Below are 17,425 nucleotides of genomic sequence, written 5' to 3'. Positions count from 1 at the left end.
TGAAGTCTTATTTGAGTATGTCCAAATATAGAAACTTGTATTCTATATCTAACAAAAATACTCCAGATGCTTTCAGCATCTGGAGTATTTTTGTTAACTTGATGGCTATGCTCATAGGGGCGTTTTTTTTTGACTGGATAACCACATTTTATGCATTGGATCCTGGTGTAAATGTAGATTGAGAAATATGATCTCAATCTACATTTTGTTTTAACTCCTTTATCGTGAATTAAATATTAAGTTCATGATATAGCTCGTTATGAAATGTTTTAACACTAAGTTTATATCCTTCACCGTAATCCCTCAAAAATAATACTTCTCACTTTGTAAGTCCTTCAAATTGAGTTATAATCAACTTGTTTAATATTTTCATTAATCTAAATTTTCTAAAATATTTTCGGTAAACAGGGGGAAGGTGATGAATGATGCAAAAGGAGAGAGGGACCGATTACACAGTAGAGGTGACTGCTGATGTTTTGATAAATATATTAGATCATTCATCGGATGAGATTTATGTTCTGGATAAGGATACGCGTATTGTTTATGTGAATAAAGTTTGCGAAAGGCATTACGGGTTAAAGCCGAGTGAAGTGATCGGAAGGTTGAATGAGGAGTTTGTGTTGAATAACTATTGGAAGCCGTCCATTGTTCCGATTGTTTTTAAAGAGAAGAAGCCTGTAACGATTAAGCAAACGACTTATACTGGCGGGGAGTTAATTACAACAGCTATACCTATTTTGAACAAGGAAAATGAAATTGAGCTTGTTGTGACGACAGCTCGTGAGCAAAATTATAAAACGATTATCATGGCTCCAGTAGAGCAAGAAATGGAGCATTCGCATGATGACAATTTATTTGGACAAACAATTCTTACAAATAATGAAAAAATGAAAAGTTTAATCAAATTTTGCGAGAAGATTGCTTCTACGGATACGACGCTGTTGATTCAAGGGGAGTCAGGAACGGGAAAAGGGGTATTGGCGAATTATATTCATCAAATGAGCAAACGGAGAAAAGGACCGTTTTTAACTGTCAATTGTGCGGCTATCCCAGAAGAACTTTTGGAGTCTGAGCTATTTGGATATTCTAAAGGGGCATTTACAGGAGCGAAAAGAAGCGGACAAGTGGGACTTTTTGAAACGGCTAATCATGGGACAATCTTTTTAGATGAAATCGGAGAAATTTCTCTTAAAGTTCAAGCAAAAATTTTACAAGTTATTCAAGAGCGTCAATTTATTCCTGTCGGAGGAAGAAACCTTAAAAAAGTAGATGTTCGCATTATTGCTGCGACGAATCAAAATTTATATGAAATGGTGCAACAGAAACAGTTTAGAGAGGATTTATATTATCGGCTTAATGTTATTGATATAAAGTTACCACCATTACGGGAACGAATGGAAGATGCGATTTCTTTAACATATTATTTTTTAAATAAATTTAATAAAAAATATCAAGTGAATCGTATTGTTTCTCAAGATGTACTTGATATGATTAGTAGATATTTGTGGCCTGGAAATGTGCGACAGCTTGAAAATGTAATCGAACGATTAGTGGTGACAAGCGACTCTGTTATTCAGTCATCTGATTTACCGGAAATGATTCTTCAGGCTGCTGAGACGAAACCGCGTTATTCACGCCCAGCTGCGTTAGATGCGGCACTAAGGGAATTGGAAGAGCAAATGGTAGTTCACTCATATAAGAAATTCAGAAGTACAAGGAAGGTAGCCGCTGATTTATCAATCAGTCAGACGAGAGCTTCTAAGTTAATACGTAAATAATGTAAAGACGCGATGTAGGTGCTAAAGAGGCAATGCTTTAAAGTATTGCCTCTTTGCGTTTTACTAGTAAAGTGAATCGAAAATAACTCGTGTGAGTTGCATTCACTTCGTTTTTTAGAAGAAGAATTTGAAAGGATGGCAGAATGATAGGATGAATAATGAAATGAAACTTGGCACGTATTTTGCAATAGAAAAGATACATATTCGAAAAACTAAAAAATGAAAGGGGTTTCAATTATGGCGTTCAATAAAGTGCAAAACGCTACTACCCGAACATTTGAAAGAGTGCTTCCGTATGATTTGTATACAAATCCAGAAGTTGTAAGAGAAGAAAAAGATAAGATTTTTTCGACATCATGGCAACTTGTTGGTCATGTGAGTCAGGTGCAAAATGCAGGTAGTTTCTTTACGACAGAAGTAGCGGGGAGCCTATTCTTGTCATTCGAGGTAAGGATGAGGTTGTGCGGGCATTTTATAATGTTTGTCCGCACCGGGCAACGAAGTTAGAAAAAAATGAGGCAGGACAGAAGAAAATTTTACAATGCGGGTATCATGGCTGGAGTTTTCATTTAGATGGTAAATTGAATCGGGCTCCTAATTTTAAAGGGGATGATCAGGGCTGTGTCGCGAGCGCTTGTTTACGTTCGGTACGAATGGAAATTGCAGAATCATTAATCTTTGTAAACTTAGATGATAACGCTGCCCCTCTTATGGAATCGTATGGTGATTTTTTTGAGAAATTAAGTAAATTTCCGTTTCTTAGTAAATTGAAGAGAACGCATGATAAAAAACGAGTGATTCAAGCAAACTGGAAGGCTTTTATTGATAATTATTTGGAATGTGATCACTGCCATACTGCACATCCGAGTTTTGTGGCGACGCTGGATATGAAGGATTATCAAATTATTACGTGTGAGAATTATTCTGTTCAAGGTTCGATGGTAAAGCCGAACAAAAATTACGGGTCTGTTGATTTAAATGAGGCGGAAATGCAAGGGGGAAGCTTCTATTGGTTATGGCCAAATCTTATGATTACAATTTATCCTGGTCCTGGCAATATGGCGACGATTCAAATGATTCCCATTGATCATGAGACGACATTAGGCGTGTACACGTATTATTTTAGAGATGAAAACTTAACACAAGAGGAAAAGGATTTAGTTGCTTTTGCAGAACAAGTGCGAAATGAAGATGTCGAGCTTGTCGAGCTGGAGCAAATTGGCTTTCGTTCTCGTGCATTTCAAAAAGGAATTTACTCTGCATCTGAACAAGCTGTTGTGCAGTTTCATGAAATGGTGCTAGAGGCTTTAGAAAAATAATGTTTCAGGTTGGGGGAGAAGGAGAATTGAAAAAGCATTTGTTCATTAACGGGAAACAAATGGAGACAAAGGAGTACGCACCACTTTACTCACCGTATACAAGGGAGAAGATTGCAGAAATTGCGGTGGCAAGTCGGGAGCAGGTGAAGCAGGCAGGCTATTATGGTAGCTGATGAAGCAAAGTCTGTCATAGCAAATATGCCGGCATATCAACGAGCTGAGATTTTAGAAAATGTCGTTCATTTATTGAAGGAACAAGTAGATCAAGCAGCTGAAATGATTGCGCAAGAAGCGGCGAAACCAATTGTCTTTGCGAAAGCGGAAGGAGTACGTACCATTGAGACGTATAAGTTTGCGGCTGAAGAGGCGAAAAGAATTCACGGGGAAACCATTCCATTTGATGCGGCATCTGGAGGGGTCGGTAGATTCGGGTATACGGTTCGAAAGCCGATTGGTGTTATTGGAGCGATTACCCCTTTTAATTTTCCTATGAATCTAGTCGCTCATAAGGTAGGGCCAGCTATTGCGGCAGGTAATACGATTGTGTTGAAACCAGCTTCCAAAACCTCTTTGTCCGCTTTATTTATTGCTGAGTTGTTCCAACAAGCAGGATTGCCAGATGGTGTATTCAATGTTGTGACAGGGGCGGGAAGAACGGTAGGAGATGCAATTGTAGAGGATGATAGGGTCAGTATGGTTACTTTTACTGGAAGCCCTAGTGTTGGAATTGGGGTTCGCAATAAAGCTGGATTGAAACGAACAACGTTGGAGCTTGGTTCAAATGCGGCAGTTATTATTGACTAGGGCGTAAAGATTGATAGTATCATGGAGCGCTGCGTTATGGGGGCATTCTCTAATCAAGGGCAAGTATGTATTTCGCTGCAAAGAGCATATGTCCATGAAGAAGTATACGAAGAGTTTGTTACAAAGTTTGTAGAAGCAACCAAAAAACTAAAGCTAGGCGATCCCCTTGATTCAGAAACAGATATTTCTGCTTTGATTTCACCAGAAGATACGGATCGTTCTCTAAGCTAGATTGAAGAAGGAAAACAAAAAAATGCTAAGGTCGCGATAGGTGGAAAAATACAAGGAACAGTACTTGAGCCAACGGTTATGTTAGATGTTGCGCCGGAATTAAAGGTGTCTTGTAAGGAAGTATTTGCTCCTATTGTGTTAGTAAATAAGGTAGCATCTGTGGATGAGGCTATTTCTTATGTGAATGATTCGCGTTATGGGCTCCAGGCAGGGATTTATACAGAAAATGTAACAAATACTTTGAAAGCAGCGGGAGCATTGCACGTGGGGGCAGTTATGATTAACGATGTTCCAACATTCCGCGTCGATCACATGCCTTACGGCGGTGTGAAAGAAAGTGGTACAGGAAGAGAAGGAATAAAGTACGCCGTTGAAGAAATGACAGAATTGAAATTAATTGTTTGGAATCAAAACGAATACGGTAGTTCATTTAAGAGGAAGAAGGGTTTTTCATGAAAACATTGAAAGTAGCTGTTATTGCTGGAGACGGAATTGGTCCTGAAGTAATGGAGGAAAGTGTGAAAGTACTGCAAACAATTGCAAATGTAAGTCAGCAATTTAAGTTTGAATTTACTTATTTTCCATGGGGGTGCGAATTTTATTCCAAGCACGGAAAAATGATGGATGATGATGGGATTGAACAACTGAAGGCGTTTGATGCGATTTATTTAGGTGCTGTAGGGTTTCCTGGGGTACCTGATTATATCTCGCTTTGGGATTTGCTTTTGAGAATTCGTCAAAGTTTCGATCAATATGTAAATATACGTCCTGTCACTTTATTAAAAGGTGCTCCTTGCCCGTTAAAAGATGTAAAGCGTGAAGATATTGATATGCTCTTTATTCGGGAAAATAGTGAAGGAGAGTACGCGGGTGCTGGCGATTGGTTATATAAAGGGAAAGAACATGAGGTTGTTTTACAAAATAGTGTGTTTTCTCGTAAAGGAACGGAGCGCATTATTCGTTATGCATTTGAAGTAGCGCGAAAGGAAGGGAAATCTTTAACGAGCATTAGTAAAGGAAATACCCTGAATTATTCAATGGTTTTTTGGGATCAAATCTTTGAAGAGATTAGTAAAGAATATCCGGATGTGAAAACAGCTTCTTATTTAGTAGATGCAGCTGCAATGTTGATGATTAAAGAGCCGCACCGGTTTGAGGTTGTTGTGAAATCGAACTTATTTGGTGATATTTTAACGGATTTAGGAGCGGCTCTTGCCGGTGGTTTAGGCTTGGCAGCAGGAGCAAATATTAATCCTGAAAGACAGTATCCATCGATGTTTGAGCCAATTCATGGTTCGGCGCCTGATATTGCAGGGAAACAAATTGCCAATCCTTTAGCGGCAATATGGTCAGCAAGCCAAATGCTCGATTTTTTCGGATACGAATCTTACGGAAAATTAATACTAGATGCATTGGAACAGACTTTGATAGAGGGGAAAGTTTTGACACCAGATATGGGGGGAACTGCTTCTACATCAGATGTTGGAAACCGCATAGTGGAGATTTTAACATCTCTTATTCTTATTCAAACGCATGAAAGCGTGTAAGTAGAGAGGAATGCTTCCATACTCGGCAGGGGATATGAAAAAATTCTTGCCGAGTTTAGGGCATTCTTTTATAGAAAGACAATGAATCTATTGAATGTATTTCTGAAGCGCTTTCAAATAAGTGCTCGTAAACTACGTTGTATTTTATCCTGCTATTTATACCATATAAAGTGTGAAATAGATGAGAAGAACGGCTTGTAATCTGGGGGAGCACGGATGGAAGGTTCACTTTATTTTTTCTATGAAATTCACAGTATGAAGAGAATAAACAGCTAGAAAGAGTCTTGCCAATTTTGAGGAGGAGGAGCTTTTCATGAAGAAAGTTTTCATTTGGATATTAGGATTGCTTCCTGTTGTTGGTTCATTCACGGTTGTAAACAGAATTGAGCCATATGTATTTGGTTTACCTTTCATTGTATTTTGGGCGGCTGCTTGGCTAATTTTAACTTCTGTCTGTTTATATGTGATGAGCATTATTCAAGATCGGCAGGAGGGGAAGCTTGATGAATAGTGCTATATTTATATTGATAGGCACCTTTTTACTTACCTTTTATTTAGGAATGCATGCTCGTAAAGGGCGAGAAATGCAGCTGGAACAATGGGCGGTAGGAAATCGGAATTTTGGTTCTGTTATTATGTTTGTTTTAATGGTTGGCGAAATTTTTACGACGTATGTATTTCTTGGTGGAAGTGGTGGGGCTTATCGAATGGGAGGGCCGATTATTTATATTTTTAACGCATTTTGTTATATTGTCCCATTTTGGATTCTTCCCCCTATTTGGCGCTATGCAAAGAAACATACACTTCTTACGCAGTCTGACTTTTTTGCGAAAAAATATAATAGCAAACCTCTAGGTTTATTAGTAGCGGTCGTTGGGATTGTTTCCATGATTCCTTATATTGTTTTGCAGTTAAAGGGGCTTAAGATTATTGTATCGGAAGCTTCATATGGTATGGTTTCCCCTAATTTAGCCGTTTGGATTGGCATGATTGCCGTCACTATATTCGTTTCACTGTCCGGTATACACGGTTCAGCATCCACAGCCATCTTAAAAGATATTCTCCTTCTCATTGTCATTTTATTTTTAGGTATTTATTTACCTTATCATTATTACGGCGGTATTAAGCCAATGTTTGAAACATTGGATGCAACTAAGCCGGAGTTTTTACTAATTCCGAAAGAAGGGTACAGTATATCGTGGTATATTTCTACTTGTATTACGATCGGGTTAGGACAATATATGTGGCCACAATGTTTCGGGGCTAGTTTATCATCAAAGGATGAGCGGACATTGCGAAAAAAATGCTGCTATTTTACCGCTGTACCAAATTATATTAGTGTTTATCTTATTTATCGGCTTCACAGCCCTGTTGCAAATTCCAAACTTACAAGGTGCAGATACCGATTTGGCGTTATTTAAAATTGCAAAAGCAACCTTTGATCCGTGGGTAGTCGGAGTAATCGGAGCGGCAGGTATTTTAACAGCACTTGTTCCATGCTCTATGTTATTACTGACAGCATCAACCATTTTATCAAAAAATATTTATAGGGCAATGAGACCAAATACAACGGATGCACAGATTGGACGATTGACTCGTATATTTGTTCCGATTGTTGCGCTAATCGCTGTATTTTTTACGTTTTATGGTGGAAGCAGCATTATTGCATTGTTGATTATGGCTTATAGTTTTGTATTGCAATTATTTCCACCGTTGTTTTGTAGCTTATGGAAAAGGAATCCGATTAATAAAGTAGGTGCTTCTGCAGGGATTATAGCTGGCGTCATTATCGTTGCATATATCACTATAAAACAAGCGACGATGGGAACATTCTTTCCACAAGCTCCGCAGTTTATAAAAGACATTGATGTCGGCATAGCGGCTCTTGTAGTGAACATAGTAATCATGTTTGTTGTCAGTGTTGTTATAAATAAAGGAAAGGAAAAATCAGAGCCTGAGATTACGTTGCAAAAAACAGTATAGATTCTTGAAGAAGAAAACTAGCTGAAAGAAACGATGTGTTCACAGTTGGGTTAGATTTTTTTATCCCGCATTAACGGGCAGTAAGACTCCCACCTCAAGATTCAGAGAAAAGCAAGGAAGATAGGTGGGAGTAGGGCTGCCCGTAACAGCCCGATTGGTGAGGGCTCATAATCAGTGGGGGATGAAGAAAACCCCCACTGATTAAAGTTTCACTTTATGAGAGTACATGATTAAGAACATAAAATATGTTACAAATACAAAAATGAAACCGTTCTGTATGTGTCGAATATTCCCCGTTTGTCATTTGAAAATGATCTCCCAATATGAATCTTTAATACGAATGAAAGTTAAGATATATGCAAAATTTTCAATTTTTGTTATAAAATAAGAATGTTGAGAAAAAAATAAAGGGATTAAGGGGAAAGGTGGAAATGCAGCATGAAGATTAAACAGTTTATGAGCGTTTGTTTTGCCGCTATTCTTACGGTAGGTTTTGTAAGTGGTTGCAGTTCATCTGAAAGTGCGACGGAAGTAAAAGAAAATAAGGTATACGAAGTTGGGGATACAGGGAAAACACAAAATGTTGAGCTGAAATTGGAAAGTGCGGAATTTGTCTTACCAGAACAATTTACGAAGCAAACAAATGATAGAATTTTAAAGGTGAATGTAAGTTTGAAAAATAAAGGTGATAAGGTAATTAAAATGTTGCCACAAGATTTTTATCTCTACCAAAAAGATGAGAAAACCAACCTGTATTATACGACAGATCCAAATATGTTAAAAGGGGGAGACGTCGATAAGGGGAGAAAAGTATCTGGAGCTATTTATTATGATGTGAAAGATTCGTCTTCTTATGAATTGGTTTATAAAAAGTTCGTAATGGAACCGAAAAAAGAAAAAGAAGAGAAAATTTCATTTAAAATTCAAGGAAAAGAATTGGCGAAAAAAGCAAAAGAGTTACAAAGACCTGCTGAGGCTTTGAGCGCATATTTAAATGCAGCCTTCTATGATAAAGATTCTGATAAAATTAATGATTTATCAGGTGAAGATGGGACTGCGTTTGTGAAAGAAGTAGAATCTTCTTTTAAAAGTACAAATGATAGAATCTTTAACAATCAAATCGATGAGCAAGGGTTGTTAAATTACTTTAAAGCTTTAAAAACAGCATTCCAAAAAAATGTGAAATTTGAAACGAAAGTAATATCCCAAAATGGAGATAAAGCGCAAGTTGAATTAAAAGCGAAGCCAATTATATTGAACGATTTGAGCTCTAAAGTTCAAAGTGAAGGGATGACAATCGCAAATCAAAACCCAAATATCACGGAAGAGGAGCTAACGAAGAAATTATTCGATTATGCAGTACAGTTAATACCAGAAGCAAGACCTAGTGATACGGAAGAAATAGTTAAAATTACTATGCTGAAACAAGGAAAAAATCAATGGCGTTTAGATACAGCCTCCGCAAATCAAATTATGAAAGTATTTATTAAATAATCGTAGTAAGCATTTTGTGTCTCTTATATGTCAACGCCGAATAGTAACTATGAACTAGGCGTGTGTAGACGGGAAAGCTATTGATATAGAAAGACAGATTATCGCATGAAAAGTACAAAACTTTGGAGATAATAAAATGTAACTGTTTGATGGTGAGAATTTCTAAACATCCCATTTCGTAAAACAAAAATAAACGTAGGAAAAGGATTAGGTGCTGCAACCTAGTCCTTCTCCTAATAAGAGCGCGTAGAAACATCATTGAATTAAAATGGATTCTGACCATTTGTGTATGTATTGAAAAGTTAGCTGTTATCTCAATACTGAGGCAAACTCTGCCGATTTTGTTATTTGAGCGCAATCCAGTATGTATAAAGAGAGGCAGCGCCATCCGATAGATATGGTAAGTGTTCTTTCAACTTGTGAGATTCGTAATGTTCAAATTTCAGCATATCTTTTCATGTTAACGAGAATTTTATTTTGTTAGTTTGCTAGTAATGTGGCGGTCCTCTTATTAAAGGGAAACAGTAGAAGAAATGTAGTTTTTTATATCATGCTTTACAAAGTAGTTGTCTGTGCAATTCATTATGATTCCGAAGCTACAAATATTTTAGAATTTGTTCAATATTGCATAATTTATTTTCGAAATCTTGTGCTATGATGAACCTGTAATTGAAATGTAACTCTTACATTTTGTCCAAGTATTGGTTATAGCGGTGTAGATAAAAGTTGTTAGATGGACTCATTGAAATTCTAAAATATGAAAGGAAGATCGCATATGAAAGCAGTAGTGGTTAATAAAAACAGCAAAGCAAACATTGAAGTTATCGAAAAAGAATTGCGCCCGTTACGAGCAGGCGAAGCGTTAGTAGATGTAGAGTATTGCGGAGTTTGTCATACTGACTTACACGTTGCCAATCATGACTTTGGTAACACGGATGGTCGCATTCTTGGGCACGAGGGCATAGGAATTGTAACGAAAATTGCGGATGATGTTACTTCACTTCAGGTTGGTGACCGTGTAAGTATCGCATGGATGTTCCAATCTTGTGGTCGTTGTGAATATTGCGTAACTGGTAGAGAAACATTCTGTCGTGAAGTTAAGAATGCGGGTTATACAGTAGATGGCGGTATGGCTGAACAATGTATCGTTACTGCTGATTATGCGGTAAAAGTACCAGAAGGATTAGATCCTGCTCAAGCATCATCCATCACATGTGCCGGTGTAACTACATATAAAGCGATTAAAGTATCCGATATTAAACCTGGCCAATCTATCGTAATCTACGGTTGTGGTGGATTAGGTAACCTTGCTGTCCAATATGCGAAACATGTATTTGGTGCAAAGGTTATTGCAGTAGATATCAATGACGACAAATTAGCATTGGCAAAAAAGGTTGGTGCGGATATGACAATCAATCCAACTACTCAAGGTCTTGCTGATAAGATAATTCAAGAGGCATTTGGTGGTGCTTATGCTGCTGTAGTAACAGCAGTTTCTAAAGTGGCCTTCAACTCAGCAGTTGATGCAGTCCGTGCTTGCGGTAAAGTCGTTGCGGTAGGTTTACCAGTAGAAACTATGGATTTAAGTATTCCACGACTTGTGTTAGATGGAATTGAAGTAGTAGGTTCTTTAGTTGGTACTCGTAAGGACTTAGAAGAAGCATTTATGTTCGGTGCAGAAGGCAAAGTAGTGCCGGTTGTTCAAACTTGTTCATTAGATGAAGTACAAGATGTATTCGAAGAAATGGAGCAAGGTAAGATTCAAGGTCGTATGGTAATCGATTTTAAACAGCATAAGTGTAATTGTTAGTGAAAACAAATTTATTTTGTTTTCACGATTGTTGGTGCGGTTCTCTTAGTAAATATGAAAATGGGATTAGTCTAGTATGAAATGAAGTCACTAAAAACTCCATTTGGTTTCACTCGGCGAGATATTCACCGATTCAATCGACGAATATCTCGCTTCTTTATTTTATAATAGAAAGATTAAATCAACGAGCAATCTAATTACAACATACATTCTATTCTTTTGATAAATCACTACACCGAAGATGAAAGATATCATCTTTTTCTCTTATTTTCTCCGAATACCAATTGTTCTTCCAGCTTGTTTCGGTTTTTGTAAACTTTTATGTGATTTGCCAAGCCTTTCAATACGCGTGTAAATCTCAGGTGGGAAAGGGGCAGGGCGGCCTTTGTTCATATCCATGCCCATCAACATTTGTTCACTCGTTGCGAGTAGTTCTCCTTGTTCATTTTCCATTGTGAAAAAGATATGCAATCGTTTGGAGTCATAATCTAACAGCTGGATTTTGACTTGAAGGGCTTGTCCTTCATGAGCCTCAGCTATATAGCAAAGGTGCGTTTCCAATGTGTAAATGGAATATTGCTGATTGTTACGAAAATCAGCATGGATTCCTAATTCAATCATGAATTGGTCTACGGCCTTGCTGAAGACGACAGCGTAGGCCGCATCTGTCATATGCCCATTATAGTCGATCCAATCTTTTTGGACGTTTTCTTTTAAGAGCGGGTTTTCCATTTGAGGCAATTGAATTTCTCCTTTCCTGTTAGAGCTTTCCGTTTAAGTTTGCTCCTGGCCAATATTTTTCAAGTAATTGAATCAGCTCAATTAAGAATTTATCACGACGTTGTTCTAGTTCTGTCATGGAATGTCCAGTTGTTTGCGCTTCACATCCTGCAACGACTTGATTGGTTAGTTCGGTAGTTAGTTCTGGTGCGACTAATTTCGTCCATGGCAGTTGTAAGGCTGGACCAAATTGCTTCAGCATATGTCTCATTCCTTGTTCACCACCTGCAAGATGAAGGGTGAGAAACGGTCCCATAAGTGCCCAGCGCAATCCTGGGCCATATATAATCGCTGCGTCCACTTCTTCTGTTGTGGCAACACCGTCATTGATAAGGTGTAGTGCTTCGCGCCATATCGCTTCCATAAGGCGGTCAGCAACATGGCCTTCCACTTCTGTTGAAATGACAAGCGGTTTCATATGAATAGATTGATAAAATTGCTCTGCAATTTTTATCGTTTCAGGAGAAGTAGCTTTTCCGCCAACTACTTCTACGAGTGGAATTAAATAAACGGGATTGAATGGATGTGCAACAATGACGCGTTCCGGTCGTTGGCAATCTTCTTGTAACGTACTTGGCTTTAGTCCGGAAGTGCTTGAGGCAATAATGGCTTCCGGTTTAGTGAAACGGTCAATTTCAGCTAAAACGTTTCTTTTTAACGCTTCTCGCTCAGGGACATTTTCTTGAATTAAATCGGCATCTGCTACAGCTTTTGCTAAGTTTGGTTCGAACGTAAGTCTATCTTTAGAAGCTCCTTTTGCTAATCCTTGTTTTTCAAGTGCTGGCCAAGCATTCTCTACACTTTGTCTCATACGTATTTCTGCATGTTCTGCTACGTCAGTTGCAACGACATCATAGCCTTGTGATAGAAAACGAGAAATCCATCCATTTCCAATAACACCTGTTCCAACAACGGTTACTTTTTTCATCATATTTGCGCTCAAATTATTCCGCCTTTCCATAAGGATTTCTTAATCCTAGCTGTTTCCGTGTTTCTTCTGGTGTCATGGGTGTAGCACCTAATCCGTTCATGCTTGTGACAACGCGGTCTACTAACTGTGCATTTGTTGCAAGCACGCCTTTATCTAAATAAAGGTTATCCTCCAGTCCTACGCGAACATTTCCGCCTAGAAGGATGGACTGAATCGCCATTGGTAGTTGCATCCGGCCAATTCCAAATGCTGACCAGTGAGCATTTTCAGGAAGTTTATCGCGCATATACAGCATTGTTTCTGCATCTGCATCTGCTCCCCATGGGATTCCGAGGCAAAATTGGAACATCGGATCACCATCGATAAGGCCTTCTTCTATTAATTGTTTCGCAAAGCGAACATGACCGGTATCAAAGCACTCTAGTTCAGGTTTCACACCGCTTTTTTGAATGAGGAGCGCTTGCTTGCGTAGCCAATCTGTTGGACTGACGTAAAGTTGGTCACCAAAATTTAGACTTCCACAATCTAATGTACAGATTTCGGGTAATAAAGCTTCTACAGGCTCATGACGCTCTTCTGGTGTTTGCATATCCGTTCCAGGACCACCGATTGCCGGATCCTCTTGGCTCGGAATCCAATCACCGCCGCCTCCAGCCGTAATATTTAAAATAACATCTGTATCGGATTCTCGAATTCTTTCCACTACTTCTCTAAATAAAGCAAGATCATGACTTAGCGCTCCCGTTTTTGGATCACGTACATGGATATGAGCGATTGTGGCACCGGCCTTCGCAGCTTCAATGGATGCTTGTGCGATTTCTTTCGGGGTAACTGGTACGTGTGAGCTTTTTTTCGTCGTTTCTCCAGCTCCTGTTACTGCGCATGTTACGATTACATTTTGATTCATGTTATCTCCTCCTTTTTTCATCCTGTACGAACGGGCACTTATAAATTAAGAGAAGCGAAAGTGCCTGACTCGTTCAATGAACCATGAGTGAGAATACGGATGGTTCATTCATTTTTTTGAATCCCTTCCATTTTAAAACTAATAATTCGAAATAGAAAGATATTTCTTGAAATAACAACATCTTAAACGGAGATTATTTTTCAAACAATTCAACTTAACTTTTATTCTGTAAATGAATGAAGCAAGCAATTAAAACCTATTTTGTTCCTTTAATATGTAACAAGAGATATGAAAATACGGTAAAATATTGGTAATGAATGAAGGGGATAGAGTGCTGATTTTCCCGAATTATTGCATTTTCTCTCTTGATTGTTGCAGTCGTTTTTACGTAGAGGATTTGCTAGTTTACTCTTTGTTTCTATGATTTAGCTAAAGGGATATTTGTATAGATTAGGAGGAAAGAGAATGAAAATTGTATGTATAGGAGATAGTTTGACAGAAGGATTAGGTGTTGAGAAAGGAAAATCTTGGCCAATAGTTTTAGCGGAGTTAGGAAAATTTGACGTTATAAATAGAGGGATTTCTGGTGATACAACAGCGGGTATGCTCGGCCGTTTTTATCACGAAGTTATCAATGCTCAGGCTACGCATTGCATCATTATGGGTGGTCATAATGATCTATGGTGGGACATGCCGATCAATATAATGTTAGCCAATGTATACAGTATGGTAAAACAGTCACTTCATCATAATATTACGCCGATTATCGGAATTCTTATTCCGCTCTATATGGAAGGAATTAGTCGTCAAAGCGTTGGGGAACCCATCGCTGGTTATGAAGTGTTTCAGCATAAGCAATCTCAATTTATTCATGATGTAAAACATATGGCGAGAGAAAACGGATGGCATTATATCGACTTTTATCGTCTGTACATGAATGAAAGAGAGGATGTGAATTCTTCTTATTTTGTAAAGACGGACGGTATTCATCCGAATGAAGATGGGCATCGGGATATGGCGGCGTTTGTATGGGAAGAGCTTAAGAAATGGTATCCATCTTATTTGTCTTGATGAACTGATATGGATAAGAACCCCTTATAACTCCCTACTAATACATAAATCATTAAAAAGAAACAAAATAAAAAACAACGACAAGCTTTTCTTCGAAGAATAGTAGTCGTGAAAAAATATACAATCATCCCGCCAAACTTCCTCGTTGATTCCTATATACATGATGGAACGATTTATTACATATGTTTCATTAAGGAATGGAGGAATCGAAATGGCAGTGTATCGTAATGTACAGGTGAATTTTTGGCAGGATGATTTTGTGATTGATTTAACGCCGGAGGAGCGCTATTTTTATCTTTATTTGCTGACTTGTTCGAAGACGACACAATGCGGGATTTATCCACTTCCGAAACGTTTGGCAGAGATGGAAACAGGCTATAATCGGGAGACGGTTGAGAAGCTATTGACGCGCTTTATTGAGTATGGAAAGATATTGTATGATGCGGAGACGAAGGAAGTATACGTTGTAAATTGGCTACGTTATAACCCGGTTACAAATACGAATATCGAGAAGTGTGTGTTACGCGAGTTAAAGACTGTGAAAAGTGTAGCGTTTATAAAGAGATTTTTGAAAAAATGCTTGGAGGAGAAAATGAATATTCCGCTACTCTTAGAGCATTTCGGCTCTCCGTATGATCTGTCTGATATTGTTACGCCAAAATTGATTGAGCAATATAGATCTGAAGAGGAAGTAGAGGAAGAAGAGCCAGAAAGTGATATATTTACGTTTTATGAACAGCACTTTGGCAGTGTATCGCCTTATGTGGCGGAGGAATTGAGCGAGTGGATGGCGGATTTATCGGAGGAGCTTGTGTTAAAGGCACTCCAGATTGCTTTTGAAAATAATAAACGGACAATTGCTTATGTGAAGGGGATTTTGCGAGAGTGGCATAGAAAGGGCTATACAAAGCTGAGTGAAGTAGAAGAAGCGGAAGCAAAGTTTCGAAAGAAGGAACTTCATGGCGTGCGTGAGACAGAGAAGTTTTTGGCGGAGTGTGAAGAGTGGGAGAAACATGCACCATCTGAAGAGGAATTGCAGAAGTTCTTGCAAGAGAATGGGTGGAGGCCGTGAGCATTCAAAATGTGGAAGCTGAACAGACCGTACTAGGGGCTTTGCTGCTTGAAGGCGAGCGAATGAAAGAATGCCGACTTACGAAGCAGCACTTTTCTACAGTGATACATCAAGCGATCTTTAAGATGATGCGAGAAATAGTGGATGGCGGGCAGCCGCTTGATATTGTTACGCTTGTGTCTAGGATGGATCCTCGTTTTTTGAAGGAAGTTGGTGGTGTTGAATATTTTGTAAATATGATAGAGAGTGTCCCAACCATAGCAAACTTCTCCTATTATGAGGGGCTTGTTTGGAGCGCGTGGAAAATGAATCAGGCTGGGAGTGTAGCACATCATATGTGTGAACAGCTTCTTGCGGAGAAGGATGAGAGAATTATTGGTGAGACAATTACGAGACTTTGTGAACTGGAAGAAGGAATTGATACGCTTGATTTTGATTTGAAGGATACGCTGGTAAATCTGTATGAGGAACTTCATGAAGATACAGATGAGATAACGGGGATTCGGACAGGTTTTACAGCGTTAGATAAAATGACATGTGGCTTGCAGGAAGGCGACTTCGTTGTAATTGGGGCACGACCTTCCATTGGAAAAACGGCGTTTGCTTTAAATATTGCACTTCATGCGGCGAAAACAAGTGCAGCCGCTGGAATCTTTTCTTTAGAAATGAGCAATAAACAACTGTTAAAGCGGATGGTTTCCTGCTTAGGTGAAGTATCTGGGGGAAGGTTAAAGAATCCGAAGCACCGTTTTACAATGGAAGACTGGAAAAAAACGAGTCAGGCATTTGCAGAAATTGGGGATTTACCTTTAGAAATCTATGATAAAGCAGGTGTTACAACGCAAGAGATTTGGATGCAAGTGCGGAAGCTGAAGAGAAAGTATGAAGGAAAAAAGTTACTTGTGATCATTGATTACTTACAGCTGATTACAGGAGACTCAAATTATAGAGGAAATCGGTTTCAAGAAATGAGTGAAATCTCTCGCAAACTAAAAGGGATGGCACGTGATTTAAATGTATGTATAATCGCATTGTCACAATTGTCCCGCGGAGTAGAATCCCGGCAAGATAAACGTCCGTTTTTATCTGACTTAAGGGAAACGGGGCAAATTGAACAAGATGCGGACTTGATTATGCTTATGTACCGAGAAGATTATTACAATAAGGAAACGGAGCATAAAGATATGACAGAAATTCAAATCGCAAAGCATCGAAACGGGCCTGTTGGAGGGATAAAGCTGCGGTTTTTGAAGGAGTATGGGAAGTTTGTATATGAGGAATAAATGAAGGCGAAGAGTAAACAGGAATAAGAAAGCTTTTGAATGAAATATCGATAAAAATAGTTTTCAATCATTTATAAATTGGTTCTATAAGTTTAGATTGTTCAACACTTATAGAACCAGTTTTCTTTTTATCCCGCTATTTGAGGGTAGTAAGACGTCCATCTCAAGATTTAGAGGGAAGCCAAGGAAGATAGGGGGAGCCTTACTGACCGTAAAAGCCCAATTGGTGAAGACTAATGATTAGAGAGGAACGAAGAAAACCCCACTGATTAAAGTTTCATTTTATTAGTGTTGATTATTTACGCTTATTATAGGGAGTTCAAAATGAATTGACGATTTCTACAACTAAAACTATCTTCAGCATAGGCTTCTTTTTTTATATGAAACGTTATAACTATAGGATGGCAATAAAAAT

The 17,425-nt window shown here is 38.5% G+C and carries 12 protein-coding genes and 3 pseudogenes; 12 read left to right on the top strand and 3 right to left on the bottom strand.

Features of this window, described 5'->3' with window-relative positions:
• From MR063_RS18445 to adhP, 9 genes and pseudogenes are all read left to right on the top strand, one after another.
• A partial coding sequence (locus tag MR063_RS18445) for a hypothetical protein (protein WP_242200663.1) occupies positions 1 to 182 on the top strand: 182 nt, incomplete at its 5' end.
• A gap of 240 nt (positions 183 to 422) precedes the next feature.
• Positions 423 to 1,778 (top strand): sigma-54 interaction domain-containing protein, encoded by a 1,356-nt coding sequence (locus MR063_RS18440; RefSeq protein ID WP_242200661.1) that lies wholly within the window; start codon positions 423 to 425, stop codon positions 1,776 to 1,778.
• Between the two features lie 237 nt (positions 1,779 to 2,015).
• Positions 2,016 to 3,097 (top strand): annotated as a pseudogene (locus MR063_RS18435) (aromatic ring-hydroxylating oxygenase subunit alpha).
• Positions 3,097 to 4,588: pseudogene (locus tag MR063_RS18430) on the top strand (aldehyde dehydrogenase family protein). The pseudogenes MR063_RS18435 and MR063_RS18430 overlap by 1 nt, the downstream one beginning before the upstream one ends.
• Positions 4,585 to 5,679: a tartrate dehydrogenase gene (locus tag MR063_RS18425; protein ID WP_242200658.1), complete on the top strand. Its 1,095-nt coding sequence runs from the start codon at positions 4,585 to 4,587 to the stop codon at positions 5,677 to 5,679. Before MR063_RS18430 ends, MR063_RS18425 begins: the two are co-directional and overlap by 4 nt.
• Positions 5,680 to 5,992: 313 nt before the next feature.
• Complete coding sequence (locus tag MR063_RS18420; RefSeq protein ID WP_242200656.1) at positions 5,993 to 6,190, top strand: DUF3311 domain-containing protein; 198 nt, start codon at positions 5,993 to 5,995, stop codon at positions 6,188 to 6,190.
• Positions 6,183 to 7,662 (top strand): annotated as a pseudogene (locus tag MR063_RS18415) (sodium:solute symporter family protein). The gene MR063_RS18420 and the pseudogene MR063_RS18415 overlap by 8 nt, the downstream one beginning before the upstream one ends.
• Positions 7,663 to 8,100: 438 nt before the next feature.
• Positions 8,101 to 9,156, top strand: coding sequence for a DUF5105 domain-containing protein (locus MR063_RS18410; RefSeq protein WP_242200655.1), 1,056 nt, complete (start codon positions 8,101 to 8,103; stop codon positions 9,154 to 9,156).
• Between the two features lie 775 nt (positions 9,157 to 9,931).
• Positions 9,932 to 10,966 (top strand): alcohol dehydrogenase AdhP, encoded by a 1,035-nt coding sequence (adhP, locus tag MR063_RS18405; RefSeq protein WP_242200653.1) that lies wholly within the window; start codon positions 9,932 to 9,934, stop codon positions 10,964 to 10,966.
• Between the two features lie 264 nt (positions 10,967 to 11,230).
• On the opposite strand, the gene MR063_RS18400 is transcribed toward adhP, so the two are convergent.
• The 3 genes from MR063_RS18400 to MR063_RS18390 are packed head-to-tail and all read right to left on the bottom strand — an operon-like array spanning position 11,231 to position 13,584.
• Positions 11,231 to 11,707 carry a thioesterase family protein gene (locus MR063_RS18400; RefSeq protein WP_396021859.1) on the bottom strand — a complete coding sequence of 159 codons (477 nt, stop codon included), beginning with the start codon at positions 11,705 to 11,707 and terminating at the stop codon, positions 11,231 to 11,233.
• Between the two features lie 19 nt (positions 11,708 to 11,726).
• Positions 11,727 to 12,707, bottom strand: a complete 981-nt coding sequence (locus tag MR063_RS18395; RefSeq protein ID WP_242200650.1) for an L-carnitine dehydrogenase — start codon at positions 12,705 to 12,707, stop codon at positions 11,727 to 11,729.
• Positions 12,691 to 13,584 carry a beta-keto acid cleavage family enzyme gene (locus tag MR063_RS18390; RefSeq protein ID WP_242200648.1) on the bottom strand — a complete coding sequence of 298 codons (894 nt, stop codon included), beginning with the start codon at positions 13,582 to 13,584 and terminating at the stop codon, positions 12,691 to 12,693. Before MR063_RS18390 ends, MR063_RS18395 begins: the two co-directional genes overlap by 17 nt.
• Positions 13,585 to 14,049: 465 nt before the next feature.
• Here MR063_RS18390 and MR063_RS18385 point away from each other — a divergent pair, with 465 nt between their 5' ends.
• The 3 genes from MR063_RS18385 to dnaB all read left to right on the top strand — a co-directional run bounded on the left by MR063_RS18385 (position 14,050) and on the right by dnaB (position 17,010).
• Entirely contained in the window at positions 14,050 to 14,655 is a 606-nt protein-coding gene (locus MR063_RS18385; protein ID WP_242200645.1) for an SGNH/GDSL hydrolase family protein, read from the top strand.
• 211 nt (positions 14,656 to 14,866) lie between these two features.
• The gene (locus tag MR063_RS18380; protein WP_242200643.1) at positions 14,867 to 15,727 is read left to right on the top strand and encodes a DnaD domain-containing protein; all 861 of its coding nucleotides are present in this window, start codon (positions 14,867 to 14,869) and stop codon (positions 15,725 to 15,727) included.
• On the top strand, positions 15,724 to 17,010 hold the full coding sequence (dnaB, locus tag MR063_RS18375) for a replicative DNA helicase (protein ID WP_242200641.1): 1,287 nt from the start codon (positions 15,724 to 15,726) through the stop codon (positions 17,008 to 17,010). The genes MR063_RS18380 and dnaB overlap by 4 nt, the downstream gene beginning before the upstream one ends.
• Positions 17,011 to 17,425: the final 415 nt, after the last annotated feature.

It is taken from the genome of Bacillus cereus group sp. BfR-BA-01492, assembly GCF_022662815.1.
GTDB lineage: Bacteria > Bacillota > Bacilli > Bacillales > Bacillaceae_G > Bacillus_A > Bacillus_A cereus_BD.
Note: the sequence above shows the minus strand (reverse complement) of the source record. Positions and strands in the feature narration are given on the sequence as shown.

Coding starts and splice junctions, on each gene's coding strand:
- adhP (WP_242200653.1), top strand. CDS start 9,932: ATGAAAGCAGTAGTGGTTAATAAAAACAGCAAAGCAAACATTGAAGTT.
- MR063_RS18420 (WP_242200656.1), top strand. CDS start 5,993: ATGAAGAAAGTTTTCATTTGGATATTAGGATTGCTTCCTGTTGTTGGT.
- MR063_RS18440 (WP_242200661.1), top strand. CDS start 423: ATGATGCAAAAGGAGAGAGGGACCGATTACACAGTAGAGGTGACTGCT.
- MR063_RS18380 (WP_242200643.1), top strand. CDS start 14,867: ATGGCAGTGTATCGTAATGTACAGGTGAATTTTTGGCAGGATGATTTT.
- MR063_RS18425 (WP_242200658.1), top strand. CDS start 4,585: ATGAAAACATTGAAAGTAGCTGTTATTGCTGGAGACGGAATTGGTCCT.
- MR063_RS18390 (WP_242200648.1), bottom strand. CDS start 13,584: ATGAATCAAAATGTAATCGTAACATGCGCAGTAACAGGAGCTGGAGAA.
- MR063_RS18385 (WP_242200645.1), top strand. CDS start 14,050: ATGAAAATTGTATGTATAGGAGATAGTTTGACAGAAGGATTAGGTGTT.
- MR063_RS18410 (WP_242200655.1), top strand. CDS start 8,101: ATGAAGATTAAACAGTTTATGAGCGTTTGTTTTGCCGCTATTCTTACG.
- MR063_RS18395 (WP_242200650.1), bottom strand. CDS start 12,707: ATGGAAAGGCGGAATAATTTGAGCGCAAATATGATGAAAAAAGTAACC.